The sequence below is a fragment of the Streptomyces zaehneri genome, assembly GCF_032248645.1.
Classification (GTDB): Bacteria; Actinomycetota; Actinomycetes; order Streptomycetales; family Streptomycetaceae; genus Streptomyces; species Streptomyces coriariae.
This window is the reverse complement of the sequence record NZ_JASTTJ010000001.1, coordinates 35565-61480: the sequence shown is the minus strand read 5'-3', so window position 1 is coordinate 61480 and position 25916 is coordinate 35565. Positions and strand designations below refer to the sequence as shown.

Genomic DNA, 25916 nt, shown 5'->3' with positions numbered 1-25916 from the left:
GTAAGTGCATAATCGCACCGAGCCGGACCGGGCCGGGCGTACGGAGGGACAGCACATGGCGTGGCTGCTGGTCGTCGTGGCCGGGTTGCTCGAGACCGGTTTCGCCGTGTGCCTCAAGCTGTCCCACGGCTTCACGAGGCTCTGGCCCACCATCGCCTTCTGCGCCTTCGCGCTGGGGAGCTTCGGTCTGCTGACCCTCTCCCTCAAGAAGCTCGACGTGGGCCCCGCCTACGCCGTGTGGACGGGCATCGGCGCGGCGGGCACCGCGATCTACGGCATGGTCTTCCTGGGCGACCTGGTGTCGGTCCTGAAGCTCGTCTCGATCAGCCTGGTGATCATAGGAGTGATCGGGCTCCAGCTGTCGGGGTCGGCTCACTGACCCGACCGGTCGGCCGGCTGTCTCTGCAGCGCCCCCCGCACCAGGTCCGCGACGCCGTCCTCCCCCGGCGGGGGCGCGGCCACGCAGGACAGGGCGAGCCGGACGGCCAGTTCGCAGGAGCGGGCCAGGTCGGCGGCGTCGGCCCGGACCGCGCCGGGGCCGGAGAGCACGGCCACGGCCCGGTCGCGGACGGCGCCCACCAGGTCACCGGGCGAGGGCAGCGGCCCGTCGGCCCGGCGCTGGGCCGGCACGGCGGAGGAGGACGGCACCGCCGAGAGCGTCGGCGAGGGCAGGCGCTCGCTCCAGAAGCCGGTGAGGACGGCCCGTACGAGAACGTTGTCCCGGGCGGCGGAGGTGGTCCACTCGGCGGTGGCGGTGAGCCTCTCCCGGGCGTCGCCGTGCACGGCCAGCGCCCGCTCGACCCCGGCGAGGTACCCGTCGGCCTCGCGCCGCACGAGCGCCCGGGCCAGGCCCTCCTTGCTGCCGAACTCGTTGTACAGCGTCTGCCGGGACACCCCGGCCGCCGCGGCGACGTCCACCATCCGCACGGCGGCCCACGGCCGTAGTGCGAGCGCCTTGAAGGCGGCGTCCAGTAGGGATTCCCGCGCTGCAGGCATCATCGCCTCCCTGGGGCGAGCGGCTCTGCGCCCAGGTTTGACGCGGACGGGTGCACTGTCAAGGGTTCGCGGCGGCGACCGATGGTTCACCGGCCGTGTCCACGGCTCCTCCACGTCCACCCCGCGGTCCCCTGTGGCCCGTTCTCACCTTCGGCGGATACGGTTCGTCCCATGCCGGACTACCACGACGACCTCCGACTCGCGCACGTCCTCGCGGACGCCGCCGACGCCGTGACCATGGACCGTTTCAAGGCCCTCGACCTCAAGGTCGAGACCAAACCGGACATGACCCCGGTGAGCGAGGCCGACAAGGCCGCCGAGGAACTCATCCGCGGTCAGCTCCAGCGGGCCCGTCCGCGGGACGCGATCCTCGGCGAGGAGTACGGCGTCCAGGGCACCGGCCCCCGCCGCTGGGTGGTCGACCCGATCGACGGCACGAAGAACTACGTGCGGGGCGTGCCCGTCTGGGCCACCCTCATCTCGCTGACGGAGGCGGCCGAGGGGGGCTACCAGCCCGTGGTCGGCGTGGTCTCCGCCCCGGCGCTGGGCCGCCGCTGGTGGGCCGCGAAGGGGCACGGCGCCTTCACCGGCCGCAGCCTGACCTCCGCCACCCGCCTGCGCGTCTCCCGGGTCTCGGAGCTCTCGGACGCCTCCTTCGCGTACTCCTCGCTGACCGGCTGGGAGGAGCGCGGGCATCTGAACGGCTTCCTGGACCTGACCCGCGAGGTGTGGCGCACGCGCGCGTACGGCGACTTCTGGCCGTACATGATGGTCGCCGAGGGCTCGGTCGACCTGTGCGCCGAACCCGAGCTCTCGCTCTGGGACATGGCGGCCACGGCGATCGTCGTGACGGAGGCCGGCGGCACCTTCACGGGCCTCGACGGCCGCCCGGGTCCGCACAGCGGGAACGCGGCCGCGTCGAACGGCCTGCTCCACGAGGAACTGCTGGGTTACCTCAACGAGCGCCACTGAAAGACCCGCCCGAGACTCACAGATGAGCGCGCGCGCCCTCAATTGGCTGCGCGCGCCCTCTTGTTGACCCCCGCTTTACCTGCCACGCTGACAGCACCCCCCACTTGTGAACTTGTGAACCCATGAACGACCATGGGTTCTTAGGAGGTGGCTCCAGCCATGCTCGTCCGCGACGCCATGAGCACGGTGGTCCTCACCATCGGCCCCGCACACACCCTCCGTCAGGCCGCCGCCCTGATGTCCGCCCGCCGCGTCGGCGCGGCCATCGTCCTCGACCCGGACGCCGGCGGCATCGGCATCCTCACCGAGCGGGACATCCTCAACTCCGTGGCGCTGGGCCAGGACCCGGACACGGAACGCACCCACGCCCACACCACCAACGACGTCGTCTTCGCCGCCCCGAGCTGGACCCTGGAGGAGGCGGCCCAGGCCATGGCCCACGGCGGCTTCCGGCACCTGATCGTCCTCGACCGCGACGAACCGGCCGGCATCGTCTCGGTCCGCGACATCATCCGCTGCTGGGCGCCGGCGCGGCAGCAGGTACCGGCCTGAGCGCACGAACGGGCCGGGCCCCCGAAGGGAAGCCAGGCCCGTTCGCCCACGACAAGCGGTCCAGTGCTGTCAGCCACGCAGGGCCTGGACCGCGGCCGCCAGCCGCTCGCCGTGGATTCTGTCGACCTGATCCTACAGTGGACTTCATCCAAATCAATCGGGGATCTAAAGTCACACCTGTTCGGGACCTGGTCCCTGTAGCTGCTAGGCTGATTCCATGAGCGATCTCCTGGAACGACTGCGCGGACGCGGATGGCGGATGACCGCCCAACGACGCGTCGTGGCCGAGGTCCTCGACGGCGACCATGTCCACCTGACCGCCGACGAGGTGCACTCCCGGGCCGTCGTCCGGCTCCCGGAGATCTCCCGGGCGACCGTCTACAACACGCTCGGCGAGCTGGTCTCGCTCGGCGAGGTGCTCGAGGTCGCCACCGACAAGCGCGCCAAGCGGTACGACCCGAACGCGCACCGCCCGCACCACCACCTGGTGTGCGCCCGGTGCGGAGCGATCAAGGACGTCCACCCGAGCGGCAACCCGCTGGCCGACCTCCCCGACTCGGAGCGCTTCGGCTTCACGGTCTCGGACGTCGAGGTGACCTACCGCGGGGTCTGCCCCAACTGCGCGGCGGCGTAACGCCCTTCCCCGTAAGCGCAGCCCTGTCGCGCATCGCGGCGGGGCATACCCGCGAACACGCAAACGACTGAGGGCCGGAACCCTTTCGGATTCCGGCCCTCAGTCTTCAGTAGCGGGGACAGGATTTGAACCTGCGACCTCTGGGTTATGAGCCCAGCGAGCTACCGAGCTGCTCCACCCCGCGCCGTTGAATGCAACGTTACGTGAAGGGGAAGGACAAAGGCAAATCCATTGACCGGCACCAGTCGACGCAGGTCAGAGCGCTTCAGCCCGGTTCACGTCCGACACCGGCCAGAACCCTTCGGCCCGCCCACCGCCGACGCAGGGTGAGCACACTCCAGCCCGACCACTGCCGGCCCCGGTCAGAGCACTCCAGCCCGACCACTGCCGACACCGACGCAGAACACTTCAGCCCGTCCGGCGTTTGGGACGAGGCCCGTTCGGGGCCGACAGCGGGAGTCCGGGGGTGCCGCCCCCGGGACGGGACGGGAAGGGCGGCGGGGGCGAAAACCCGCCGCACGGGCCCCAGCCCGGCCACATGGCCCCGCTGGCCACACGGCCCCGCTTCAGAACAGGACGCCGCCAGGCGCACACAGCCCTTCCCTACAAGACGCCGTCAGGCGGACAGCTCTTCCCGCAGCGCGTCCCGCAACCGAGCCGCCCGCTGGGCCACCTCCCCCGGCCCCAGCGACACCGCCCGGTCCGCCCACCGCTGCCCCTCGGCCAGCTCACCGCGACGCGCGTAGACCAGGGCGAGCCGCAACGCCGCCCGCCCGTGCCCGGCATCGGCCGCCCGCGTCCACCACACCGCCGCCTCGGGCTCACTCCCCTCCCGCGCGAGCAGCAGTCCGAGGTTGAACGCACCGTTGCGGGAACCGGCCTCCGCGGCCGTCCGGTACCACCGTGCCGCCTCGACCACGTCCCCGCGCGCGGCGGCCAGCATCCCGACCCGGACCTGCGCCCGCCGGTGCCCCTGGGTCGCGGCCCGCTCGTACCACTCCTCGCACTCGGTCTTCTCGTGCACGGTCTCCCCGAGCTCGTGCGCGGGCTGCGGCGGCCGCCGCGCGTCCAGCACGGCCGCCAGCCGGTACGCCGCCTCCGCGCTCCCGCCGCCGGCCGCGCACCGCAGATGCCGCTCGGCCTCCTGCTCGTCCCCGTCGCGCAGGCGCGCGATACCGACCTGGAGCGCCGCCTCGGTGTGCCCGGCGGCGGCCGCCCGCTCGTACCAGCGCAGCGCGACGCCCTCCTCGCCCCGCCCCGCGAACAGGATCCCGAGGTTGAACGCGGCGTCGACGCTGCCCGCCTCCGCCGCCTTGGAGAACCAGGGCTCGGCTCCGGCCGTGTCGCCGCCCTGGAGCAGCAGGATGGCCAGCGCGTTGGCCGCCTCCCGGTGCCCGGCGTAGGCGGCGCGCCGGTACCACTGCTCGGCCTGCACGGTGCGGCCCTGCTCGGCGCAGAGCAGGGCGAGGTTGTAGGCGCCGTTGTCGTCCCCGGCGTCCATCGCGGCCCGGTACCAGCGCTCGGCGGTCTGGGTCTGCCCCCGCTCGGCGTGCAGCGCGCCCAGCGCGTTCGCCGCGTTGCCGTCCCCCTCCTGTGCGGCCCGCAGCCACCACACGGCCGCGCTCTCGGTGTCGCCGGCGTCGCGCAGCAGGAAGCCGAGCGCGCAGGCGGCCCGTGCCTCGCCGTCCTTGGCGGACGTCAGGTACCAGCGTCCGGCCTCCTTCAGGTCGCCACGCCGCTCCAGGATCGTGCCGAGGTGCAGGGCGGCCCGCCGGTGTCCGCGCGCGGCGGCCTGGCGGTACCACTGCTCGGCCTCCGCCCGCACGATGACACCGTTGTCATGCTCGCACCCGTCCGCGTCGCCGTCCGTGCGGGATGCCTCGCACTCCTGGTGGTCGAGGGCTCGGGCCAGCCGGTACGCCGCCTCCCGGTGCCCCCGCTCGGCGGCGGCCCGCATCCACTGCTCGGCCCCGCGGTCCCCACGGTGCTCCAGCAGGTCGGCGAGGGCGTACGCGCCCAGCGCGTGCCCCTGCTCGGCGGACTGGCGCAGCCAGTACTCGGCGGCCGGCTCGTCGCCGCACTCGCGGCGGTGGCGGCCCAGGGCGTGCGCGGCGGCTGCGGAGCCGGCGACGGCGGCGACCCGCCACCATCCGGCGGCCTCGTCGGGGTAACCGCGCTGGTGGAGAAGGACGCCCAGGTTGTTGGCCGCGGCCCGGTCGCCCTCCGCCGTGGCGGCACGCAGATGGGGCTCGGCTCCGTCGAGGTCGCCGCGGCGCAGCAACATGGCCCCGAGGACGCTGACGGCCTCGACATCGCCGGCCTGCGCCGCGAGCCGCAGGCTCATCTCCTCGACGGCCTCCCCCGTCTCGACGGCGTCCGCCGTCCCGTCCCGGCTCTCGTCCGGGGTCGCTTCCTCACCGGAAGGCTGCACAAACCGCCCTGTCTCGAACAGAGTTGCCTTGTCCCCCATAACGTCCATCGTCGCACCACCCGCAACCCGGGTACACCTGGTATACCGCGGCCCGTAAGGTCACTTCAGCGTTTTGTCGACATGCCCACAGAGAGACAAGTCAAACACAGATAGCGCAACTCCCCACAGCGGCGCGGCCACCAGTCCCCCCGGCACATGCGTTCGCACACCACGAAGGCCCGGATCCTTTTCAGGATCCGGGCCTTCGTATTCAGTAGCGGGGACAGGATTTGAACCTGCGACCTCTGGGTTATGAGCCCAGCGAGCTACCGAGCTGCTCCACCCCGCGTCGTGTTCCACAACCGTATCACGACGCGGGACGGGCAAGATCAGCCGCTGCTGGGACTGGGACTCGGACTCGGACTGCTGGCGGCACTGCCTCCGGAGCCACCGCTCGGACTCGCCGAACTCGTCGGGCTCGGACTGCTGCTCGCCTTGGCGCCCTTGTCGGCCTCGGCCTGCGCGTCCTCGGCACGCTTCAGCGCGTCCTCGAGATCCTTCTGCGCCTTGGCGTACGCGTCCCAGTCGGGCTTCTTCAGAGCCTCCTGGCCGGCCGTGAACGCCTTCTGGGCGTCGGCCAACGCCTCCCGGACCGTCGGGTTGGTGGACGTCGGTGGTGTGGTCGTACCGCCGCCCTCGTCCGCCGGCGGCGGGGTCGCACCCTCCGCGCCGAAGACCTTGTTGAGGGCCTCGTCCAGGGTGTCCTCGAAGGCGGTGTTGCCTCCGTAGGTCACCAACACCTTCTTCAGGAGCGGGTACTTGAGTCCGCCACCGCGTACATAGACGGGCTCCACGTACAGCAGACCGCCGTCGAGTGGCACCGTCAGCAGGTTGCCGTACTCGATGTCGGAGTCGCCGCCCTTCAGGAGCCTGATGGACTCGGCGATGTCCTGTTCGGAGTTGAACTGGCTCTGCACCTGTTTGGGTCCGTCGACGGTCGTACTGGTCGGCAGTTTCAGAACTCTGATCTTGCCGTAGTCGGGAGTTCCCGCCTCGGAGTCGACCGCCATGAACGCACTGAGGTTGTCCCGGCCGTTGGGCGTGAACGTCGTCGTCAGCGAGAACGCCTGCGCCTTCTGGTCCGGCATCTTCATGCTCAGGTAGTACGGCGGGACCGCGTCACCCGACTTGTTGGACGGGTCGTCCGGCACCTGCCACACCTCGCTGCCGCTGAGGAACGTCGTCGCGTCCTTCACGTGGTAGCGGGTGAGCAGCTCGCGCTGGACCTTGAACAGGTCCTGCGGGTACCGGAGATGGGCCATCAGGTCGGTCGAGATGGACGACTTGGACTTCACCGTGCCGGGGAACGCCTTCATCCAGGTCTTCAGGACCGGGTCCTTGGTGTCCCACTGGTAGAGCTTGACCTCGCCCGTGTAGGCGTCGACGGTCGCCTTCACCGAGTTGCGGATGTAGTTGACCTGGTTCTGCTGGGCCACCACCGCGCGGTTGTCATTGGTCGCGGTCAGCGAGTCGGCCGTGGTGTCGCCGAGGGTCGTACGGGAGGCGTACGGGTAGCCGTTCGTCGTCGTGTAGGCGTCGACGATCCACTGGATCTTGTGGTTGACCACGGCCGGGTAGGCGTCGCCGTCGATGGTCAGCCACGGGGCGACCGCCTCGACGCGCTCCTTGGGCGTGCGGTTGTACAGGATCCGCGAACCCTCGCCGATGGCGCCGGAGTACAGGATCTGCGGTTCACCGAACGACACCGCGTACGCGGCCCGGTTGATCGGGTTGGAGAGGTTGACCCCGCTCTTGCCGGTGTAGCTGGTGGTCTTCTCACCGGCGTCGTCGGAGTAGTCGATCTCCTTCTGGGGACCGCCGACGATCGAGTACGCGGTCGTCTTCTCGCCGTAGTAGATCCGCTGCTGGTACGTGCCCAGGTCGCCCTCGGAGGGCAGGTTGGACTCGGTGAAGAGCGGGCGGCCCTCGGCGTCGGAGGTGGTGCCCTTGGCGGCGACCACGCCGTAGCCGTGGGTGTAGCGGAAGTGGTTGTTGATCCAGTTCTGCTTGTCGACGCCCGCGAGGTTCAGCTCGCGCAGACCGATGACGGTGTCCTGGTCGGCGCCGTTCACGTTGTAGCGGTCCACGTCCAGGTTGGTCGGGAACGCGTAGTACTTCCGCATCTGCTGGAGCTGCTGGTACGTCGGGGAGACGATGTTCGGGTCCAGGACGCGGATGCTCGCCGTGGCGTCGACGTCGTCGCGCAGCGTCGTCTTGTCCTTGGTGGTGCTCGTACCCGAGTACTCGGTGACCTGCGCGCCGTCGATGCCGTACGCCTCACGTGTCGCCTTGAGGTTCTTCTCGACGTACGGGGCTTCCTTGGCCTGCTCGTTCGGCTGGACCTGGAACTTCTGGACGATCGCGGGGTACAGCCCGCCGATGAGGATCGCCGAGAGCACCATCAGGCCGAAGCCGATCACCGGGAGCTGCCAGGTGCGCCGCCACAGGGTGGCGAAGAACAGCAGGGCGCAGATGACGGCGATGCAGAACAGGATCGTCTTCGCCGGCAGATAGGCGTTGGCGTCGACGTACCGCAGGCCCGTCCAGTTGTCCGTGGCCTTGAAGTCGCTGGACTTCACGGCCAGGCCGTAGCGGTCGAGCCAGTAGGCGACCGCCTTCAGCGTGACGAAGATGCCCAGCAGCACCGAGAGATGGCCGGTGGCCGCGGCGGTGGCGCGCGCGCCCGGGCTGGTGACGCGCAGCCCGCCGTACAGGTAGTGGGTGAGCGCGGCGGCGATCAGCGAGAGGATCGTGGCGGCGAAGCCGAAGCCGAGCAGGAACCGGTACCAGGGCAGGTCGAACGCGAAGAAGGACACGTCGAGGTGGAACTGCGGGTCCTCCTGGTGGAAGGGCACGCCGTTGACCCACATCAGCCAGGTCCGCCACTGCCCCGCCGCGGAGGCGCCCGCGATCAGGCCGACCAGGGCGGTGATGCCGAGCAGCAGCCATGTCTTGTACGGCGCGATGCTCATGCGGTAGCGGTCGAGGCTCTGCTGCTCCACCGACATCGCGCTGAGCGGCGGCCGCAGCCGGTGCGCCAGCCAGATGTTGAAGCCGACCGCGAGGGCCATCAGCAGGCCGAAGACGAAGAACAGCCCGATCTTGGTCCACAACGTGGTCGTGAAGACCGACGAGTAGTTCACCGAGCGGTACCAGAGCCAGTCCGTCCAGAACCCCGCGAACATCGTGAACGCCATGCCGATCACGGCTAGGACGCCCAGCGTCATGAGCAGGGTCCGGACACGCCGGGACGGGCGGCCCACTCTGATCCGCGGCCCCGTGGGGCCTCCGCCGCGGTCCGGCATCTGGAAAGCCAAGGTGCGCACCTCGAAAGTCGCAGTTGATCCATCAGGCCCGCGTGTTCGTGGACCGTTCGCGGCCCCCGGTGATCGGGGGCCCACACCTATGCAACTTACTCACCGTTTACTCGGTTCCCGATTCCACCCCTGAACGAGGCAGGATTGTGACCATGTCCAACACTCCCATGGCGGCGAGCCCGCTCACCCGGGCCGTACTCGAGATCGACGAGTACGCCTCCGGCCTCGGCTGGGACCAGCCCGCCCGCCTTTTCGCCCTCGTAGACACCGCTCGGCTGCGAACGCAGGAACCGTCGCTCGCCGCCCAGCTCGGCCTTCAGGACGAGTCCGAGACCACCGGTCTCACCCCGATCGAGCAGGACGAAGTGCCAACGGACAAGCCGCTCGACGAGTTCCTCGCCACGATCGCCTGGCCCGACGCGGTGGTCGGCTGCGCCCTCACCGTGGAGCGTCTGATGCTGCCCCCGTCCGCCGAGGCTCAGGTCCCGCAGGGCCTGAGCGACAAGAAACTCGCGAAGTGGGTCGCGGAACACCCCGACCGTCAGGAGGTCCGGATCACGGTCGGCGTCCTGCGTGACGGCACCCGCGACTCGGCCCTCCGGCTGCGCGAGAAGGACGCCCCGACGGAGGTCCTCACCGGGGCGGGTCTGGTGCCGGGCCTCGCCGAGGCGTTGTCGGTGACGTTCGCGGAGTAGCCCTTCCGGCTACTTCGTGCACTTCGGCAGGTCCGCGGTGTCGCCGCCGCGGATGTCCTTGAGGGCGTCGAGGGCGTCGTCGATGGTGTTCACCTTGACGAGCCTGAGCCCCGAGGGGGTGTCCTTGGCGGCGGCCGCGCAGTTCTCCGCGGGGGTCAGGAAGTACTGGGCGCCCTGACTGCGCGCGCCGACCGTCTTCATCTCGATGCCGCCGATCGGCCCGACCTTGCCGGCGTCGTCGATGGTGCCGGTGCCGGCGACGAACTTGCCGCCGGTCAGGCTGCCCGGGGTGAGCTTGTCGTAGATGCCGAGCGCGAACATCAGACCGGCGCTCGGCCCGCCGACGTCGGCGAGCTTGATGTCGACGGTGAACGGGAAGGTGTGGTCGGTCCCGGCGGAGATCCCGACGATGGCCCGCTTCTCGCCGCTGTCGTCCGAGGTCGCGGTCGTGATCGTGACGTCCTGGGTCTTGGTCGCCGTCTTGTTCGCCTTCTCGGCGGCCGCCTGGTCCTTCGCCGGGACGATGCGGAAGACGACCTTCTCCCCCGCCTTGTGCTTGGTCACCAGCTTCGCGACGTCGCCCGGCTCCTTCACCGCGGTGCCGTCCACGGCCTTGATCACGTCACCGGCGTGCAGCCGGCCCTCCGCCGGGGAGCCCTTCACCACCGTCGAGACGATCACCCAGGACGTCACCGGGATGTCCAGCTCCTTCAGGGCGGCGACCTTGGCGCTCTCCTGGGACTGGCTGAACTCCTCGGCGTTCTCCTGGGTGGACTGCTCCTCGGTCTTGCCGTCCGGGTACAGCGTGTCGTGCGGGACGACCTTGTTGTCGTGCGCGAGCCATCCGTAGACGGCCTCGACCAGGTTCATCCGGTAGTCGGCGCTGGTGACCCGCACCGTGGTCATGTTCAGGTGACCGCTGGTCGCGTAGGTCTTGCGCCCGGAGATCTGGAGCACCGGCTCGCCGCCGTGATCGCCCAGGGTGTTCACCGTCGGCCCGGGGGACATCTCCGCGTACGGCACGGGGATGAGTACGCCCGCACACAGGAGCGCGATCAGCATCAGGGTGGAGGCGAGCATCGTCGCGGTGCGGCGTGGCATGCCTCGACAGTACGGGACGCCTCTGTCAGCGCACCGTCAGGGCTGCCACCCGGGTCACGTACGAGGGTGGGGCTTCTCCATGGCCGCCCGGAAGCGGGCGTATCCGTCCAGCTCGGGGCCGTCGCTGCGGGCCTTCCGGGTCCGGTTCGCCCAAGTGCCCCACAGACCGGCGCCGACAGCGGCGACAAGCGGAATCAGCAACCAGACGAGCGCCGCCATGCCGACCTCCCAACCCCTATGAGCCACCACAACTGACTGATCAGCAGATTAACCATCTGCACCGACAACGCTCACGGCAGGGGTGGGGTTACGCAACCGGAAGGGATTCAGCAGGCGCCGACCCATTCGTCGGTACCGTCCGAGAACTTCTGGTGCTTCCAGATGGGCACTTCGTGCTTGAGATCGTCGATCAGCTTCCGGCAGGCCTCGAACGCCTCGCCGCGGTGCGGACACGAGACGGCGACCACGACGGCCAGATCACCGACCCCCAGATCACCGACCCGGTGCACCGCGGCCAGCGCCCGCACCGGGTACTCGGCGACGACCTTCTCCGCGATCCGCCGCATCTCCGCCTCCGCGCCGGGATGGCAGGAGTACCCGAGGGCGTCGACGTCGGCGCCGCCGTCGTGGTTGCGAACCGTGCCCACGAAAAGCGCGATCCCGCCCGCCGCGTCGTCCCCGACGGCCTTGAAGACCTCGTCCAGGGAGAGCGCGGTGTCACGAACGGCGATCAGCTTGATGGGATCCTGCGCTGCCCGCTCGCCGGGATGGTCGTCGATGGCTGCCATACCCCCATCGTGCCGCACCCCGGGAAGCAGGCGAAATAGCGTGATCACCCGGCACGCACGCGTGCGCTTCGGAGCGACCTACGGAAAACAGCCCGTCCGGCGCTCGAGGACGAGTCCCCTCAGACCGACGGGGGTCTTGGTGGCACAACCCCCGGGGACGGGAACGGGAAGGGGCGGCGGGGGCGGAAAGACAGGCCGCACGCCCCCACGCTCACCGTCGCCGGGCCTTCCGGGCCCGCCGCACCACGGCCGCCGCGCCCAGCAGAGCGACCGTCGCGCCCGCCGCGCCCGCCGCGGTGGCGTCCTTGCGCCCGAGCCTGCGGCCGACGACGGTGTGCCGCCCGGCCACCTCCTCCAGCAGCTGCGCGAGGACCTCCTCGTTGGTCCACCGCGGCCGCCACCCCGCGTCGTGCAGCCGGCTCCCGCTCACCACCCAGGGGTACATCGTGTAGGCCAGGTCCCCCGCGGGGGAGGGCGTCAGCCCGATCCGGTGCAGTCGGGCGGCGGCGCCCAGCGCGACCGCCGACGGCAGCTCCATGCGCCGGATCCCGCTGAGCTCCTCGACCTCCTCCTGCTCCAGCCATCCGTCGCAGCCGACGGCCAGCTCGCCGTCGACCTTCTCCAGGACGGCGTACTCCAGGGCGCTCACCAGATCCTCGACATGGCAGAACTGCCAGGCCGGCCGCGATCCGGCGACGACCAGCAGCCGCGGCGACTCGAAGTACCGCGTCAGCGCGGTGTCCGTACCGCCGACCAGCACCGCGGGCCGCACCACGGTGACGTTGAGCCCCGGATGCGCCCGGGGCGCGCGCCGGGCCAGCCGTTCGATTTCCAGGAGGTCCCCGACGCCGGTCGCCTCCGCCGTGGCCCGCAGCTCCGCGTCCTCCGAGAGCGGCAGCTCGTTGTCCTCGAGCGCCCCGTAGACCATCGCGGAGGTGCACAGCACCACCCGGTGCACCCCGGCCGCCGCGGCGGCCGTCAGCACGGTCTGCGTGCCGCGCACGTTGTAGGCCGTCCGGGCGGCGGCGTCACTCCCCAGGTCGAGGTCGAGCGCGAGGTGGACCACGACGTCCGCGCCGCGCAGCTTGTCGGCGATCGCCGGGTCACGGACGTCGAGGATGTGCCACGTCGCCGCGTCGCACTCGCCGCGCCGCTCGTCGATGGCGACGACCTGCTTGACCTCCTCGGACGCGGCGAGCCGCTCGGTCAGCAGCGCGCCGATCCCGGTCGCGGCGCCGGTCACGGCCACGACGGGCCCGCGCGCGCCGGCCGGGGTTGAGTGGTTTCGCGCTGCGCGAACCTGCGGATCTGGGGAACTCACCAGGTGTCTCCAGCGGTTGTCTTGGCATACGGGCGCGAGTGAAGCGTACGTACCAGGTGGCATCCATCCTGCCGCAGGCCAGGAGTCGGCGAAGCACCGAGGCCCGATCGAGCCGGGGTGTCTACGCTGGGTGGTGTTGCAGGGCAGTCGCCGCCGGCCGAGAACCGGTGGCCTTACCAGCCGAGGAACCCCGTGAGTGACACCCCATTCGGATTCGGCCTTCCGCCGGAGGAGCCGGAAGACGGCGACGAGGGCAAGAAGAAGGACCCGCAGGGCGGCGGTGGTCAGGGACCGGCCAACCCGTTCGGTTTCGGCGGGCTGCCCGGCGCCGGAGGCTTTGGCGCACCCGGTGCGGACAACCCGCTCGCCGCGATGTTCGGTTCACTGAACCCCAACGACCTGGGCGCCGCCTTCCAGCAGCTGGGCCAGATGCTCTCCTACGAGGGCGGCCCGGTGAACTGGGACATGGCCAAGCAGATCGCCCGCCAGACGGTCGCCCAGGGCACCGCCGACGGTGTGAAGGACGCCAGCGTCGGCCCCTCCGAGCGCACCGCTGTCCAGGAGGCCGTCCGCCTGGCCGATCTCTGGCTGGACGACGCGACGTCCCTGCCGTCCGGCGCGGGCACGGCCGTGGCGTGGTCCCGCGCGGAGTGGGTCGAGGCGACCCTGCCCGCGTGGAAGGAGCTCGTCGACCCGGTCGCCGAGCGCGTCGGCGCGGCCATGGGCGATGTCCTGCCGGAGGAGATGCAGGCCATGGCCGGCCCGCTGATCGGCATGATGCGCTCGATGGGCGGCGCGATGTTCGGCTCGCAGATCGGCCAGGCCGTGGGCGTGCTCGCGGGCGAGGTCGTCGGCTCGACCGACATCGGCCTGCCCCTCGGCCCGGCCGGGCGGGCCGCGCTGCTGCCGGTCAACATCGAGGCGTTCGGCAAGGACCTCGGTGTGACGAAGGACGAGGTGCGGCTCTACCTCGCGCTGCGCGAGGCCGCCCACCAGCGTCTGTTCGCTCATGTGCCGTGGCTGCGCTCGCACCTGTTCGGCGCCGTCGAGGGATACGCGCGCGGGATCAAGGTCGACACGGCCAAGCTGGAGGACGTGGTCGGTCAGTTCGACCCGCAGAATCCGGAGCAGTTGCAGGACGCACTCCAGCAGGGCATGTTCCAGCCGGAGGACACCCCGGCGCAGAAGGCCGCCCTGGCCCGTCTGGAGACGGCCCTGGCGCTCGTGGAGGGCTGGGTGGACGCGGTGGTGCACGCGGCCGCGAAACCCCGCCTGTCGTCCGCGGACGCCCTGCGCGAGACGCTGCGCCGGCGTCGCGCCTCGGGCGGTCCGGCGGAGCAGACGTTCGCGACGCTGATCGGCCTGGAGCTGCGTCCGCGCCGCCTGCGCGACGCCTCCCGCCTGTGGGCTTCCCTGACGGACGCGCGCGGGGTAGACGGCCGTGACGCCCTGTGGGCCCACCCGGACATGCTGCCCACGGCGTCCGACCTGGACGACCCGGACGGCTTCGTGCACCGCGAGCAGCTGGACTTCTCCGAGCTGGACAAGATGCTCGGCGAGGCGGCGAGCGGCGGCTCCGGCGACAAGCCGAACCTGAAGAAGGACGACCCCGGGACCGACTCCAAGGACGACGACACCGAGTGAGCCTGTACGACGACGCGGTCCTCGTCCTGAAGGGGTACGAGGGCCACGAAGAGCAGGAAGAGCTGCGCCAGGCCTATCTGGACCACCTCGGGGCGCACCCGGACGGCATGTGGAAGGCCTGCGGGGACGGCCACGTCACGGCGAGCGCGCTGGTGATCGACCCGGAGCGCGGCCGGGTGCTGCTGACCCTGCACAAGAAGATGCGGATGTGGCTCCAGATGGGAGGCCACTGCGAGCCGGCCGACGAGACCGTGCGGGCCGCCGCACTGCGCGAGGCGACCGAGGAGTCCGGCATCGAGGGGCTGTCCCTGCTCCCCGGCGGCCCCGTGCGCCTGGACCGGCATCCCACGCCGTGCGCGTGGCACTACGACGTCCAGTACGCGGCGCTCGCACCGGCCGGGGCCGTGGAGGCCATCAGCGACGAGTCCCTCGACCTGCGCTGGTTCGCCTATGACGAGGTCGCGGGCGTGGCCGACGATTCGGTCGTACGGCTGCTGGAGGCGACTCGCGCGCGGCTGTGAGCCCGGAAGGCCGCCGGAGGGAAGGCTGTGAGCCGGAAGGTGGGTGACGGGCGGCCGTGCGCCGAGACGGGTAAGGGGCGACCTCAAGGCGGCCGCCCCTTACGTCTGCTTTCCGGACGGTCAGCTCCAGGCGTTGCCCTGGTTCTGCTGCCGTACGCCCTGCTGTCCCATGCCGTACTGGGCGGCCAGGCCGGAGCCGATCTGGGCGTTCTGCGGCGGCAGCAGCTCGCTGGGCTGGACGAGCGCGTAGCCGGAGCCCATGAAGCTGAGCTCCCAGCCCTCGCCGGTGTTGCCGCGCCGGCGCCACACCCCGGACGAGTGCGTCTGGGCCTGCATCTGCACCCGCAGCCCGGTGGACCAGGCGACGATGGCGTCGGCGTCGCAGTTGACGTACTTGTCGGGCGTGACCTGCATCATCAGCGGCGCGCCCGAGGTCATCAGGGCGACCTTGCCGCGGCCGGTGATGTTGAGCTGGTACTTCCCGGAGCCGGAGATGCCGTAGAGGCTGTCGACGGCGATGACCTCGTGGTGCAGCGAGGAGTCCATGGCCAGGACATAGCTGCTGTCCACGGTCAGGCCGTCCTGCTCCACGTCCATGACGTGCACGTGCTGGGCGAGGTTGGCGAGGTACACCGTGCCCTGCCCGTGGCAGCGCATCAGGTCCAGGCCCTCGCCCGTGTGCGCACGCGCGCGTCCCTGCTGGTTGTTCTGGTACTCGGCGTCGAACTCCATCAGGCCCTGGTAGGCGACCATCGTGCCCTTGCGGGCGAGGATGTCGTCGTGGCCCTCGAGACTGACCCGGAGCATCTGCTTGTTCTGGAGACTCCAGCGCTCCTGGGTCTGCGAGTCGTTGTGCGCGAAAAGTGAGCTCTGCATGGCGTTTCTGGCTCCCCCTCAGCCCCGGACCCGGAGGCGGTCGGTGCTGTCCTCACTGGGCTGGACGACGACGATGCCCTGGCCGGAGAAGGCCATCTGATAGGCCTCGCCGCTGCCCCGGCCGATGAGCGACTGCGCCTTGAAGCTGCGCTTGCCCTTCACCTTGAGGTTCGGCGACCAGGCGACGAGCGCGTCGGGGTCGACGTACGTCTCGTCCTCGCCGCCGCCGCAGTCGACGACGATCGGCTTGCCCCGGGAGGTCAGCGCGACCCAGCCCTGTCCGGAGATCTTGGTGTTCCACAGGCCCTGTCCGGCGAACTTCGCGAGCCCCTTGACGCGCTCGACGCCCCAGGTGAGGTGCGCGTCGAAGGCGAGCAGGTTGGTGGCGTTGACGGAGATGCCGTCGCCGTTGAGGTTGATCACGACGACGTTGGCACCGTAGTCGGCGAGGTAGAGCAGGCCGTCGCCCGAGCACTTCATCAGGGGCGCGCCCTCGCCGGTCATCCAGTCGCGCGCGATCTGGCGCACGGCCGGCGGGTTGGGCTCGTACTGCACGAAGCCCTCGTAGGCGACCATCGAGCCCACGCGCGCGAGGAGGTCGTTCCCGGTCTGGAGGGCGACCTTCAGCATGTGGTTGCCGTGGTTCTCCATACGGGCGGTGACGGGTGCGGGGGCGTAGCCCGCGAGTGGCTGGTTCATGACGGGCTCCCTCAGACCTCGTACGGCTGGACGACGATGAAGTTGCCGGGAGCGCCCCGGAACTGGAGGTTGACGCTCTCCCCGGTGTCGCCGGGGTAGGCGTTGCGGCGCATGCGGACCTGGCTGGAGACGACCACCTGGGCGGCGGACGACCAGGCGACGACGGCGTTGCAGTCGGCGAACGTGGTGGGGGTGACCGGCAGGACGACGGGCGTGCCGTGCGTCTTGACGACGATCGTGCCGGTGCCCGTGAACTGCATGGTGAACAGGGCGCCGCCGGGGATGCCGTGCCCCTCGATACGACGGACCTCGTACTGGAGGCTCTCGTCGAAGGCGAGGACGTTCTCCGCGGAGACGCAGATGCCGTCACCCTGGAGTTCGATGGGGTGCAGCATCGTGGAGTTCTCGGCGAGGAACACCTGTCCCTGGCCCGTGCAGCGCATCAGCTGCATCTCCTGGCCGGTGGCGTTGCCGACGATCCGGCCCGCGAACCCGGCTCCCTTGTAGCTGAAGTCGACCTTGCCCTGGTAGAGGACCATGCTGCCCTGGCGGGCGAGCACGGGCTGGCCTCCCATCCCGAGGTCGACGCGGACGAGCTTCCTGTTCTGCTGCGTCCAGCGCTGTCCGGTGGGCGTCTCCTTGAACTGCTGGAGCGCCGCGGCCACTCCGGCACCGCCCTGGGGCGCGCCCTGCGGTACGCCGTAGGCCTGCTGGCCCGGGACCTGCCCGAAGGGGGGCTGCTGACCGTAGCCGGGCGGCTGGGGCGGCTGACCGTAGCCGGGCGGGGCCTGCGGGGCCTGCGGCTGCTGGCCGTAACCGGGGGGCATGGGTGCGGTCGGCGCGGGGCCCTGGCCGTACGGCTGCGGCTGCGGCGGCTGGCCGTAGGGCGCCGGGGCCGGAGCGGGAGGCGGCACCTGACCGCCGCCGGGCGGGGTCAGGGGCGCGACGATGGTCGGCGCGGCGTGCACCGAGGGCGCGGGCGCCGGGGCGGGCGCCGGCGGGGGCGCGAAGCCCTGCGCGGCGGGCTGCGGCTGTGCCGGCGCGGGCGCGGACGGTGCGCCGAACGCGGGCGGGGCGAAGCCGGGAGCGGCGGCACCGGCCTGCGGCTGCTGCGGCGCGGCGGGCGCCTCCTCCTCCGCGACCTCGCCGCCGAAGTTCTTCAGCAGCGCGTCCAGACCGCCGTCGAAGCCCTGTCCGACGGCCGCGAACCGCCACACGTCCTTCAGGTAGAAGTCACCCAGCATCACGGCCCGCTCGCTGGAGAACTCGGAGCCGTCGAACGCGTAGCGGGCCACTTCCTCGCCGCCCGCGACGATGCGGAGATAGCCGGGGTTGATCTGCGACATCTGCCCGGCGCCGTCGAGGGTCGCCGTGAAGGACAGCTTCTGGATCTGCGGCGGAATCCGGTCGAGGGTGATGCGGAAGGACTCCGTGTCGCCCGCCTGGGCGCCCAGGAGCTGGATGGACTCCTCGGGCGACTTCGGCTGGTTGAAGAAGATGAAGTACCGGTCGTCCGAGAGCCGCTCGTCGGCGTCGAGGCCGAAGCAGCTGATGTCGAAGGTCAGGCCGGGAGCGGTGATCTGCACGCCTACGTACAGATCGGTGCCCGCGGTGAGGTCACTGATCCTGGCCTTGTGGCCGCGCTGGAATTCCCTGGGCATGCGTAACGACCGTCCCCCATCCCGATTGTGAATGCGTCGCGTCAGGCTAACGGCAAAGTCGGACAACGCACGATGTCGGTACAGACCCGGTACACAACCAACGTCACGTGCCGGGGGACGGACTCACCGCGTAAGCCGCAGGTCACTCCTCGTCGGCGGCGGGCAGGTGGGGCAGCCGATCGGCCGCGACGACACCCTCGAGGTAGCCACGGGCGCGCTCGGTGCGCGGGTACGACTCCAGCAGCCGCCAGAAGTCGGGGCCGTGGCCGGGCACGAGCAGATGCGCGAGCTCGTGGGCGAGGACGTAGTCGATGACGTACTCGGGCATGCCCTTCAGGCGGTGCGACAGGCGGATGCTGCCCTCGGCCGGTGTGCACGAGCCCCAGCGGGTGTTCTGGTTGGTCACCCAGCGGACCGAGGCGGGCCGGGCCCGGCCGCCGAAACACTGGGCCGACAGCCGCTCGGCGCGCTCGGCCAACTCCGCGTCGCCCGGGACGCGCCGGCTCTCCTGGGCGGCGAGCTTGTCGAGCATGACGCTCACCCAGCGTTGCTCCTCGGCCTCGGACATCCGGGCAGGGATGAGCACGATGGTGCGATCGCCCTCGCGGTACGCGGAGACCGTCCGACGTCGACGGGCGCTCCTGCGGACCTCGATCGCGCTCGTTCGTGAGCCGCTCGGCGGCTGGCTCGTCGTGCTGCGCTGTGGTGTTCCGGCGCGGTGCGGTGGGTCGGCGGACACGCCCCGACGTTACCCGCTGCACACGGGGGAAGTCCCGACTCCGGGACGGTCGGGTTCCGATCCGTCGTGCCGTGTTTGCCTCGTACGACGGATTTGTACGATGAACGCCCCTACCTGTGGACAACTTTCGGCACGCTCGAACGGGGCCGGGCATTCTGGCACTCGTCGGCGGAGCGAGGACACCCCCACGCCCCCGCTCCGCCGACGTGACGGGAGTTTCCAGGCATGAGGCATACGGGGGCCTTTGATGCATCCGATGGTGAAGCCCGCGCTGCGGCGCGGCTGGCGTGACCTCAACACGGTGCAGTTCGGGATGACACCGGCGCACGCGCTGACACTCGGCCCGGTGGACACGGCGACGGGCAGTTTCCTCGACCTGCTGGACGGCACCCGCGGGCTGGAACTGCTGCGCGAGGAGGGCCGCCGCATGGCCCTGCCCGACGGCCATGTCGACCGGCTCGTGGAGCGGCTGGCGCGGGCGGGGCTGCTCGACGACGCGCGCGGCGGCGGGCCGGAGGCCGCCGATCTGCGGGAGCGCAAGGAGGTTCTGGACCGGCTGCGCCCCGACCTCGCCGCGCTGTCCCTCCTGACCTCGGAGCCGGGCGACGCGATCGAGCACCTGGCCGTCCGACGCCGGCTGCGGGTCCAGGTGCGGGGCGCGGGCCGGGTCGGCGCGGTGCTGGCGGCGCTGCTCTCGGGTGCGGGGGTCGGCGAGGTGGACGTGCGGGACGGCGGCCGGGTCGAGCCGGGGGACATCGCGCCGGGCGGTCTGCCCGCCGAGTCGGTCGGCGAGCGTCGGGACGAGTCCGCCCGCCGCGCCGTACGCCGGGCCGCCCCGTGCCCCGCACCCCGCAGAGGCCCGCAGTCACCGGCCGAGGCGGACACACCCGGCTTCTCGCTCGTGATCATCGCCCCGCGGGACGACGTGTCCGTGCACGCGCCCGCTCCCTCGGCGGCGGAGCCTCTGATCGCCTCGGGCACACCGCACCTCTATGCCGGGGTCGTTGAGGGGACGGGCGTCGTCGGCCCGCTCGTACTGCCGGGCGAGACCGGCTGCGCGGGCTGTCTGCATCAGGAACGCACCGACCGGGACCCGGCCTGGCCGCGGCTGGTCGCCCAGTGGCACTCCGGGAGAAGGCGCCCGGCGCGCGCCTGCGATGTGACGCTGGCCACGACCGTCGCCGGGCTGGCGGCCGCCCACGCGCTCACCTTTCTCGACGGCCGGACCCCGTCGAGCGCAGGCGCCCGATGGGAGGTATCCGTTCCCGCCCTCCAGTGGCACGCCCGTCCGGTATGGCCCCATTCCGCCTGCCCATGCGGGGCCGCGGAGAAAGGTAAGCAGGAACACATCTCCGAGGACCGGGGAACGCACGCGACAATGGCAGTGCAGCATTCGCAGGAGTTCTGCCGTACGACGGACGCCGCGCGGCTGGCCGGTACTTGGAGGGCGCATGTCTGATCTTCCCCGGAAGGCGGTCACCCGGACCGCCAAACTCGCCGCGCTCCCGCTCGGCTTCGCCGGGCGGGCGACCTGGGGTCTGGGCAAGCGGATCGTGGGCGAGTCCGCGGAGATCGTCGGCCGCGAACTGCAGCAACGCACCGCCGAACAGCTGTTCAAGGTGCTGGGCGAGCTGAAGGGCGGTGCGATGAAGTTCGGGCAGGCCATGTCCGTCTTCGAGTCCGCCCTGCCGGAGGAGGTCGCCGGTCCCTACCGCGCGGCCCTCACCAAGCTCCAGGACGCGGCGCCGCCGATGCCGACCCGCACGATGCACTCCGTGCTCGCGGAGCGGCTCGGCGAGAACTGGCCCGAGCTGTTCCTGGAGTTCGACGACAAGCCGGCCGCGGCGGCCTCGATCGGCCAGGTGCACCGAGCGGTGTGGCACGACGGCCGGGAGGTCGCGGTCAAGGTCCAATACCCCGGGGCGGGTGAGGCCTTGCTGTCCGACCTGAACCAACTCAGCCGTTTCGCACGCCTGTTGGGTCCCCTCATCCCGGGCATGGACGTCAAGCCGCTGATCGCCGAGCTCAAGGACCGGGTCTCCGAGGAGCTCGACTACAGCCTGGAGGCACAGGCTCAGCAGGCCCACGCGGAGGAGTTCGCCGGCGATCCCGACGTGGTGATCCCGGCGGTGGTCCACCAGCGCGAGCAGGTCCTGGTCACCGAGTGGATCGACGGTGTGCCCCTGTCCGAGGTGATCACCGACGGCACCCAGGAGCAGCGCGACCGGGCCGGCCAGTTGCTGTCCCGGTTCCTCTTCTCCGGCCCGGCCCGCACCGGCCTGCTCCACGCCGACCCGCACCCCGGCAACTTCCGCCTCCTGCCGGGCGGACCGGACGGCGAGGACGGCTGGCGCCTGGGCGTCCTGGACTTCGGCACCGTGGACCGGCTCCCGGGCGGTCTGCCGGACCCGATCGGAGAGTCCCTGCGCATGACCCTCGACGGTGACGCCGAGGGTGTCTACGAACTCCTGCGCACGGAGGGCTTCGTCAAGGATTCCATCGAGCTGGATCCCGACGCGGTCCTCGACTACCTCCTGCCGATCATCGAGCCGGCCCAGGTGGAGGAGTTCGCGTTCAGCCGTGGCTGGATGCGCAGCCAGGCGGCCCGGATCGCCGACCTCCGCTCCCCCGCGCATCAGCTGGGCAAGCAGCTCAACCTGCCGCCGGCCTATCTGTTGATCCACCGGGTGACGCTCAGCACGATCGGCGTACTGTGCCAGCTCGGCGCGACGGTGCGGCTGCGCGAGGAGTTGGAGGAGTGGCTGCCCGGCTTCCTCGCGGCGGACGTCCTGGACGCCTTCGAGGCGGAGGAATCGGTCCCCGGTGCGGTCGCGGAGGCATGAGCGCCCGGACCTCCTGACCCGACTGTGACGCGATTCACCACCACTCCGAGTCCAGTCGGCCTTCGATCGCCCTGAGGTTCTCGCGGGCGCAGGCCTCGCAGAAGTAGTGCCGGACGCCGTTCTCCACGGAGCAGGTCCAGGTGACGGGTGGGGGCTCCTCGGCCCCGGCGCCGCAGCGGGCACACACGAGGGGGCGGGGCCCCGTCGTAGAAGCGTCTCGGTCACCGTCTCCGGGAGGACTCGTCATCTTCGGGACGATAGCTCCGGGGGCGGTGGATCCTCCGCACAACGCACCGCGGGGGCCGGTCCGTTCGGACGGACCGGCCCCCGCGGGGAGAGCTTCGCCTCCCCTGTCGGGAGGCCACCGCTTCAGGTGGGTGTGGTTACTGCATCACGGCCATGGCGAGCGCCCGCCGGGCGCGCAGCGAGGCGCGCTCGGCCCGTCGCTGCATCCGGCGAGCGGTCGCCAGGCGCAGTGCCCGGCGTTCCCGCTCGGCCTCGTGCAGCCGGTCGTGCATATGCGCACGAGCCAGGGCTTCTGGGATGAGTTGCATCTCGCGTGTCCTGTTCTGACGCGAGTCGTACGCGCCGGTGGTGGTGATGTCTTCGATCGCGGAGCCCGCGGGCTCGCTGGGGAACGGCTTCATCGGGGCCTGCTTCTTGGGGTCTTGCGTGAGGGGACGGTCGATCGTTCCTGCGGTGTTCATGCCGTGACCGGGTTCTTGCGCGGGCGGCCACGCGGCCGCTTCCGGGCGACGACGACTCCCTGGACGAACAGCTCGCCACCCCAGACGCCCCAGGGCTCGCGCCGCTCCTTGGCGCCGGCGAGGCAGGCCTCCATCAGCGGGCAGGTACGGCAGAGGGACTTGGCGTACTCGACGTCGGCCGGCGACTCGGCGAAGAAGACCTCCGGGTCGTAGGAGCGGCAGGGGACGGGTACGCCGAGGTTCTCGATGGCGTCGTCGAGCGCGGTGAGCGCCGTGAGCGGGGTCAAGGTGGGGTCCTCCGTGAGGCCGGGCGGGGGGATCGTTTCGGAAGGCGGTACTGACGGGGCGTGCGCTTCGAGTTGCACGGTCGTCTTTCCTCGTCTGTCGGTCCGGTCCTGTAGGACCGGGTGTCGGCTGGGTACCGGGTTCTTTTCTTGTCCCGAGGCCCCTTCGCTCCGCTGTCCCCGTGTTCGGGGCAAACAGAAGGGCCGCGGATCCCGGGTGGGTTCCGCGGCCCTGAAGGCGCCGGCCTGATCGACGATCAGGCTGGATCACTCCAGGGTTCTGGCCCACGGAAGGCCCACATCAGGTGGTGCTGCGTCGTCTGCTTCCGGGCTCCGGCACCGGCTGCCGTAAAGGCATAGGCGTGCGCCTGTGCTCCTACTGCTTCCAGTGCCTCGGTCGGTCGCTCATTGCGCTCGCGGCTGGGAAGAACCGCGGAGGCAACGGAGGAGGACGCCGGCCGGTCGGCACGAATGCCGGACAGACCGGTGCCCAGGATCGAGGCGTCGAGCATGCACACGGAGACGACCGAGGGATCGGTCAGTTTGGCGGTGGAGCTGCGGTTGATGATGATCACTGGAATCGCCTCCTCTCGGCGTCTCGGGGGACCGGGGGTGAATCCGGTCCGGCGGGTATGCAAGTACAGCACGGAATCAGGGCCTTCGAGAAGGCCGCCGTTCCCGTGTCTAAGAACCTATGGGGATTGCCGGGGCATGCGCAAACTATTTTTCCGACGAGTTCGGATCAGTTGCCCAGACGTCCGCCCTCAGTCCCCCACCTCGTCCCCTTCGACCTCTTGGCCTGCGCAGATGGCCAGGACATCGGCTCCGTAGCGGTTGAGCTTGCGGACGCCGACCCCCGGGATCCGCGCGAGCTCGCCCTCCTCCTCGGGGACGGTCTCGGCGATCGCCATCAGCGTCTTGTCGGTGAAGACACAGAACGCGGGCTGTCCCGCCTGCCGCGCCTGGACCGCCCGCCAGTCGCGCAGCCGTTCGTACAGTCCCTCGTCCATGTCAGAGGGGCACTCCTCGCAGCGCATCAGCTTCATCTCGCCCGCGTCGGTCAGGGTGCGCCCGCAGACCCGGCAGCGGGCCGGGGTCCGCTGGGTCCGGCGCCGCTCGACCGGGGCGCCCGTCGCGGCGCCGGTGAAGCCGCGCTCGATGCCTCCGGTGCCCGCGATGCCACCGCTGCCACCGCGGCCGGCGGCGCCCGAACCGGGGCGCAGGCCGTCGAGGAACCGGCTGGGTCGGCGGCTCGGACGGCCGCCGGGCGAGCGGGAGAGCGCCCAGGAGACATACAGGCGCTCTCTGGCCCGGGTGACTCCCACGTAGAGGAGGCGGCGCTCCTCCTCGATCTGCTCGTCGGTCTTGGCGTAGGTGATCGGCATCATGCCCTCGGCGACGCCGACCAGGAAGACGACATCCCACTCCAGGCCCTTGGCCGAGTGCAGGGAGGCCAGGGTGACGCCCTGGACGGTCGGGGCGTGCTGGGCGTTCGCCCGTTCGTCCAGCTCGGCGACCAGGTCGGCGAGAGTGGCGCCGGACTGCGCGGCGGCGAAGTCCTGCGCGAGGCCGACCAGCGCGGCCAGCGACTCCCAGCGTTCCCTGACGGCTCCGGAGCCGGCCGGTGGCTGCGGGGTCCAGCCCTCCCCCGACAGGACGGCACGAACCTGGGAGGGCAGGTCGACGGCATCCTCGAGGAGGGTGTCGTTGCCGCCGAAGCGGGCCGCGCCGCGCAGCGCGACGCCCGCCTTGCGGACCTCGGGTCGGTCGAAGAAGCGCTCCGCGCCGCGCAACTGGTACGGGATGCCGCGGTCGGCGAGAGCCTGCTCGTAGGTCTCCGACTGAGCGTTGGTGCGGAACAGGACGGCGATCTCCGCGGCCGGCACGCCGGCGTCGAGAAGCTCGCGGATCCGGCGGGCCGCGCCCTCGGCCTCGGCGGGCTCGTCGGGGTACTCGCCGTAGCCGGGCTCGGGTCCCGGGCCACGCTGGGAGACGAGCTCCAGACGGTGGTCCGCGGCGCGGCCCCGGGCCTGGGAGAGCAGCCCGTTGGCGAGGTGGACGACCTGGGGGGTGGAGCGGTAGTCGCGGACCAGCTTGACGACGGTGGCGCCGGGGTGGCGGGTGCGGAAGTCGAGGAGGTGGTCGGGGGTGGCTCCGGTGAAGGAGTAGATCGTCTGGCTGGCGTCCCCGACCACGCACAGGTCGTCCCGCTCGCCGAGCCACAGCTCGAGCAGGCGCTGCTGGAGCGGGCTGACGTCCTGGTACTCGTCGACCACGAAGTGCTGGTACTGGGCGCGGACCTGCTCGGCGATGTCGTGCCGGTCCTGGAGGACGGCGACGGTCAGCAGCAGGACGTCCTCGAAGTCGATGACACCGCGCTGCCGCTTGAGGTCCTCGTAGGCCGAGTAGAGCTGGGCGATCTCGGCGGGGTCGCGAGGGATCTGGCGGCCCGCCTTGGCGGCGGCCAGGGCGTAGTCGGCGGGAACGGTCTGGGTGACCTTGGACCACTCGATCTCCGCGGTGGTGTCCCGCAGCTCGCCCCGGTCGAGACGGATGCGGCACGCGGCCGCCGCGTCGGCGACGAGCTGGATCTTGCGGTCGACGAGTCGGGGCAGGGAGCCACCGATCGCTTTCGGCCAGAAGTACTGAAGCTGACGCAGGGCCGCGGAGTGGAAGGTGCGGGCCTGGACGCCCTGGGCGCCGAGCAGGCGCAGTCGGCCCCGCATCTCTCCGGCGGCACGGTTGGTGAAGGTGACGGCCAGCACGCTGGAGGGGTTCAGGATGCCGGCGCGCACCCCGTAGGCGATGCGGTGGGTGATCGCCCGGGTCTTGCCCGTGCCCGCTCCTGCCAGCACGCACACCGGACCGTGCAGGGCGGTGGCCACCTCGCGCTGCTCGGGGTCGAGCCCTTCGAGCACCGCGTCGGCCGAGTCCGGTACCTGCGGGAAGAGAGGGGAGTGCGTTGCTGCTGTCACATGGCCATGCTGCCAGGTCGGCGGAGACGGGCGAGCCGGTTGTCCACAGGTGGGCCCTCGCAGTCGTATTAATGCGGCGAGTGTCACCCTCGGAGGTCCGTACATCGAGGGAACGCACCCT

At 71.0% G+C, this 25916-nt stretch carries 25 protein-coding genes and 2 tRNA genes; 9 read left to right on the top strand and 18 right to left on the bottom strand.

What is annotated here, in order from left to right; genetic code table 11:
- Positions 1-55: 55 nt before the first annotated feature.
- Complete coding sequence (locus QQM72_RS00290; RefSeq protein ID WP_057603330.1) at positions 56-379, top strand: DMT family transporter; 324 nt, start codon at positions 56-58, stop codon at positions 377-379.
- Here the strand turns inward: QQM72_RS00290 and QQM72_RS00285 are convergent.
- Positions 373-999 carry a TetR/AcrR family transcriptional regulator gene (locus QQM72_RS00285; RefSeq protein ID WP_314218763.1) on the bottom strand — a complete coding sequence of 209 codons (627 nt, stop codon included), beginning with the start codon at positions 997-999 and terminating at the stop codon, positions 373-375. The two genes, QQM72_RS00290 and QQM72_RS00285, sit on opposite strands and share 7 nt — an antisense overlap.
- Before the next feature lie 168 nt (positions 1000-1167).
- Here QQM72_RS00285 and hisN point away from each other — a divergent pair, with 168 nt between their 5' ends.
- The 3 genes from hisN to QQM72_RS00270 all read left to right on the top strand — a co-directional run bounded on the left by hisN (position 1168) and on the right by QQM72_RS00270 (position 3154).
- Complete coding sequence (gene hisN, locus QQM72_RS00280; RefSeq protein WP_314218762.1) at positions 1168-1968, top strand: histidinol-phosphatase; 801 nt, start codon at positions 1168-1170, stop codon at positions 1966-1968.
- A 159-nt stretch (positions 1969-2127) separates the two neighbouring features.
- The gene (locus QQM72_RS00275) at positions 2128-2520 is read left to right on the top strand and encodes a CBS domain-containing protein (protein WP_314218761.1); all 393 of its coding nucleotides are present in this window, start codon (positions 2128-2130) and stop codon (positions 2518-2520) included.
- Positions 2521-2737: 217 nt separating this feature from the next.
- A complete protein-coding gene (locus tag QQM72_RS00270; protein ID WP_314218760.1) occupies positions 2738-3154 on the top strand; it encodes a Fur family transcriptional regulator in 417 nt (138 codons plus the stop codon).
- Positions 3155-3264: 110 nt separating this feature from the next.
- On the opposite strand, the gene QQM72_RS00265 is transcribed toward QQM72_RS00270, so the two are convergent.
- From QQM72_RS00265 to QQM72_RS00250, 4 genes are all read right to left on the bottom strand, one after another.
- Positions 3265-3338 (bottom strand) — tRNA-Met (locus QQM72_RS00265).
- A gap of 432 nt (positions 3339-3770) precedes the next feature.
- A complete protein-coding gene (locus tag QQM72_RS00260) occupies positions 3771-5633 on the bottom strand; it encodes a tetratricopeptide repeat protein (RefSeq protein ID WP_314218759.1) in 1863 nt (620 codons plus the stop codon).
- 206 nt (positions 5634-5839) lie between these two features.
- Positions 5840-5913 (bottom strand) — tRNA-Met (locus QQM72_RS00255).
- Positions 5914-5953: 40 nt separating this feature from the next.
- On the bottom strand, positions 5954-8929 hold the full coding sequence (locus QQM72_RS00250) for a UPF0182 family membrane protein (protein WP_314219148.1): 2976 nt from the start codon (positions 8927-8929) through the stop codon (positions 5954-5956).
- A 164-nt stretch (positions 8930-9093) separates the two neighbouring features.
- Here QQM72_RS00250 and QQM72_RS00245 point away from each other — a divergent pair, with 164 nt between their 5' ends.
- Entirely contained in the window at positions 9094-9636 is a 543-nt protein-coding gene (locus tag QQM72_RS00245) for a PPA1309 family protein (RefSeq protein ID WP_028807002.1), read from the top strand.
- Between the two features lie 9 nt (positions 9637-9645).
- Here QQM72_RS00245 and QQM72_RS00240 read toward each other — a convergent pair whose 3' ends face one another.
- The 4 genes from QQM72_RS00240 to QQM72_RS00225 form a co-directional block, all read right to left on the bottom strand.
- The gene (locus QQM72_RS00240; RefSeq protein ID WP_314218758.1) at positions 9646-10737 is read right to left on the bottom strand and encodes a YlbL family protein; all 1092 of its coding nucleotides are present in this window, start codon (positions 10735-10737) and stop codon (positions 9646-9648) included.
- 54 nt (positions 10738-10791) lie between these two features.
- A complete protein-coding gene (locus QQM72_RS00235; RefSeq protein WP_314218757.1) occupies positions 10792-10956 on the bottom strand; it encodes a hypothetical protein in 165 nt (54 codons plus the stop codon).
- Between the two features lie 107 nt (positions 10957-11063).
- Positions 11064-11525 (bottom strand): molybdenum cofactor biosynthesis protein MoaE, encoded by a 462-nt coding sequence (locus QQM72_RS00230; protein ID WP_230194712.1) that lies wholly within the window; start codon positions 11523-11525, stop codon positions 11064-11066.
- A 211-nt stretch (positions 11526-11736) separates the two neighbouring features.
- Positions 11737-12846, bottom strand: coding sequence for an SDR family oxidoreductase (locus tag QQM72_RS00225; RefSeq protein WP_142266097.1), 1110 nt, complete (start codon positions 12844-12846; stop codon positions 11737-11739).
- A gap of 192 nt (positions 12847-13038) precedes the next feature.
- On the opposite strand from QQM72_RS00225, the gene QQM72_RS00220 reads away from it, so the two are divergent.
- Together QQM72_RS00220 and QQM72_RS00215 are read left to right on the top strand one after the other, a co-directional pair.
- On the top strand, positions 13039-14490 hold the full coding sequence (locus tag QQM72_RS00220) for a zinc-dependent metalloprotease (RefSeq protein WP_314218756.1): 1452 nt from the start codon (positions 13039-13041) through the stop codon (positions 14488-14490).
- Positions 14487-15011 (top strand): NUDIX hydrolase, encoded by a 525-nt coding sequence (locus tag QQM72_RS00215; RefSeq protein ID WP_314218755.1) that lies wholly within the window; start codon positions 14487-14489, stop codon positions 15009-15011. The genes QQM72_RS00220 and QQM72_RS00215 overlap by 4 nt, the downstream gene beginning before the upstream one ends.
- A gap of 120 nt (positions 15012-15131) precedes the next feature.
- On the opposite strand, the gene QQM72_RS00210 is transcribed toward QQM72_RS00215, so the two are convergent.
- From QQM72_RS00210 to QQM72_RS00195, 4 genes are all read right to left on the bottom strand, one after another.
- A complete protein-coding gene (locus tag QQM72_RS00210) occupies positions 15132-15887 on the bottom strand; it encodes an AIM24 family protein (protein WP_020130799.1) in 756 nt (251 codons plus the stop codon).
- An 18-nt stretch (positions 15888-15905) separates the two neighbouring features.
- Positions 15906-16586 (bottom strand): AIM24 family protein, encoded by a 681-nt coding sequence (locus QQM72_RS00205; protein WP_020130800.1) that lies wholly within the window; start codon positions 16584-16586, stop codon positions 15906-15908.
- 11 nt (positions 16587-16597) lie between these two features.
- Positions 16598-18247 carry a TerD family protein gene (locus tag QQM72_RS00200; protein WP_314218754.1) on the bottom strand — a complete coding sequence of 550 codons (1650 nt, stop codon included), beginning with the start codon at positions 18245-18247 and terminating at the stop codon, positions 16598-16600.
- Between the two features lie 142 nt (positions 18248-18389).
- Entirely contained in the window at positions 18390-18986 is a 597-nt protein-coding gene (locus QQM72_RS00195) for a M48 metallopeptidase family protein (protein ID WP_314218753.1), read from the bottom strand.
- A 247-nt stretch (positions 18987-19233) separates the two neighbouring features.
- Here QQM72_RS00195 and QQM72_RS00190 point away from each other — a divergent pair, with 247 nt between their 5' ends.
- Both QQM72_RS00190 and QQM72_RS00185 read left to right on the top strand, forming a co-directional pair.
- A complete protein-coding gene (locus QQM72_RS00190) occupies positions 19234-20445 on the top strand; it encodes a TOMM precursor leader peptide-binding protein (protein ID WP_314218752.1) in 1212 nt (403 codons plus the stop codon).
- Positions 20438-21829 (top strand): ABC1 kinase family protein, encoded by a 1392-nt coding sequence (locus QQM72_RS00185; protein ID WP_314218751.1) that lies wholly within the window; start codon positions 20438-20440, stop codon positions 21827-21829. Before QQM72_RS00190 ends, QQM72_RS00185 begins: the two co-directional genes overlap by 8 nt.
- A gap of 34 nt (positions 21830-21863) precedes the next feature.
- Here QQM72_RS00185 and QQM72_RS00180 read toward each other — a convergent pair whose 3' ends face one another.
- The 5 genes from QQM72_RS00180 to QQM72_RS00160 form a co-directional block, all read right to left on the bottom strand.
- Positions 21864-22076, bottom strand: a complete 213-nt coding sequence (locus QQM72_RS00180; RefSeq protein ID WP_314218750.1) for a hypothetical protein — start codon at positions 22074-22076, stop codon at positions 21864-21866.
- 136 nt (positions 22077-22212) lie between these two features.
- Positions 22213-22536: a hypothetical protein gene (locus QQM72_RS00175; RefSeq protein ID WP_020130806.1), complete on the bottom strand. Its 324-nt coding sequence runs from the start codon at positions 22534-22536 to the stop codon at positions 22213-22215.
- The gene (locus QQM72_RS00170; RefSeq protein WP_073754157.1) at positions 22533-22901 is read right to left on the bottom strand and encodes a WhiB family transcriptional regulator; all 369 of its coding nucleotides are present in this window, start codon (positions 22899-22901) and stop codon (positions 22533-22535) included. The genes QQM72_RS00175 and QQM72_RS00170 overlap by 4 nt, the downstream gene beginning before the upstream one ends.
- Positions 22902-23077: 176 nt before the next feature.
- The gene (locus tag QQM72_RS00165; RefSeq protein ID WP_054242736.1) at positions 23078-23395 is read right to left on the bottom strand and encodes a hypothetical protein; all 318 of its coding nucleotides are present in this window, start codon (positions 23393-23395) and stop codon (positions 23078-23080) included.
- Between the two features lie 189 nt (positions 23396-23584).
- Positions 23585-25900, bottom strand: coding sequence for an ATP-dependent DNA helicase UvrD2 (locus QQM72_RS00160; protein WP_314218749.1), 2316 nt, complete (start codon positions 25898-25900; stop codon positions 23585-23587).
- Positions 25901-25916 lie beyond the last annotated feature (16 nt).

What these genes read in the sequence shown, in the direction of transcription:
- QQM72_RS00290 (WP_057603330.1), top strand. Translation starts at nt 56, where the DNA reads ATGGCGTGGCTGCTGGTCGTCGTGGCCGGGTTGCTCGAGACCGGTTTC.
- QQM72_RS00285 (WP_314218763.1), bottom strand. Translation starts at nt 999, where the DNA reads ATGATGCCTGCAGCGCGGGAATCCCTACTGGACGCCGCCTTCAAGGCG.
- hisN (WP_314218762.1), top strand. Translation starts at nt 1,168, where the DNA reads ATGCCGGACTACCACGACGACCTCCGACTCGCGCACGTCCTCGCGGAC.
- QQM72_RS00275 (WP_314218761.1), top strand. Translation starts at nt 2,128, where the DNA reads ATGCTCGTCCGCGACGCCATGAGCACGGTGGTCCTCACCATCGGCCCC.
- QQM72_RS00270 (WP_314218760.1), top strand. Translation starts at nt 2,738, where the DNA reads ATGAGCGATCTCCTGGAACGACTGCGCGGACGCGGATGGCGGATGACC.
- QQM72_RS00260 (WP_314218759.1), bottom strand. Translation starts at nt 5,633, where the DNA reads ATGGACGTTATGGGGGACAAGGCAACTCTGTTCGAGACAGGGCGGTTT.
- QQM72_RS00250 (WP_314219148.1), bottom strand. Translation starts at nt 8,929, where the DNA reads ATGCCGGACCGCGGCGGAGGCCCCACGGGGCCGCGGATCAGAGTGGGC.
- QQM72_RS00245 (WP_028807002.1), top strand. Translation starts at nt 9,094, where the DNA reads ATGTCCAACACTCCCATGGCGGCGAGCCCGCTCACCCGGGCCGTACTC.
- QQM72_RS00240 (WP_314218758.1), bottom strand. Translation starts at nt 10,737, where the DNA reads ATGCCACGCCGCACCGCGACGATGCTCGCCTCCACCCTGATGCTGATC.
- QQM72_RS00235 (WP_314218757.1), bottom strand. Translation starts at nt 10,956, where the DNA reads ATGGCGGCGCTCGTCTGGTTGCTGATTCCGCTTGTCGCCGCTGTCGGC.
- QQM72_RS00230 (WP_230194712.1), bottom strand. Translation starts at nt 11,525, where the DNA reads ATGGCAGCCATCGACGACCATCCCGGCGAGCGGGCAGCGCAGGATCCC.
- QQM72_RS00210 (WP_020130799.1), bottom strand. Translation starts at nt 15,887, where the DNA reads ATGCAGAGCTCACTTTTCGCGCACAACGACTCGCAGACCCAGGAGCGC.
- QQM72_RS00205 (WP_020130800.1), bottom strand. Translation starts at nt 16,586, where the DNA reads ATGAACCAGCCACTCGCGGGCTACGCCCCCGCACCCGTCACCGCCCGT.
- QQM72_RS00200 (WP_314218754.1), bottom strand. Translation starts at nt 18,247, where the DNA reads ATGCCCAGGGAATTCCAGCGCGGCCACAAGGCCAGGATCAGTGACCTC.
- QQM72_RS00190 (WP_314218752.1), top strand. Translation starts at nt 19,234, where the DNA reads ATGCATCCGATGGTGAAGCCCGCGCTGCGGCGCGGCTGGCGTGACCTC.
- QQM72_RS00185 (WP_314218751.1), top strand. Translation starts at nt 20,438, where the DNA reads ATGTCTGATCTTCCCCGGAAGGCGGTCACCCGGACCGCCAAACTCGCC.
- QQM72_RS00180 (WP_314218750.1), bottom strand. Translation starts at nt 22,076, where the DNA reads ATGACGAGTCCTCCCGGAGACGGTGACCGAGACGCTTCTACGACGGGG.
- QQM72_RS00175 (WP_020130806.1), bottom strand. Translation starts at nt 22,536, where the DNA reads ATGAACACCGCAGGAACGATCGACCGTCCCCTCACGCAAGACCCCAAG.
- QQM72_RS00160 (WP_314218749.1), bottom strand. Translation starts at nt 25,900, where the DNA reads ATGTACGGACCTCCGAGGGTGACACTCGCCGCATTAATACGACTGCGA.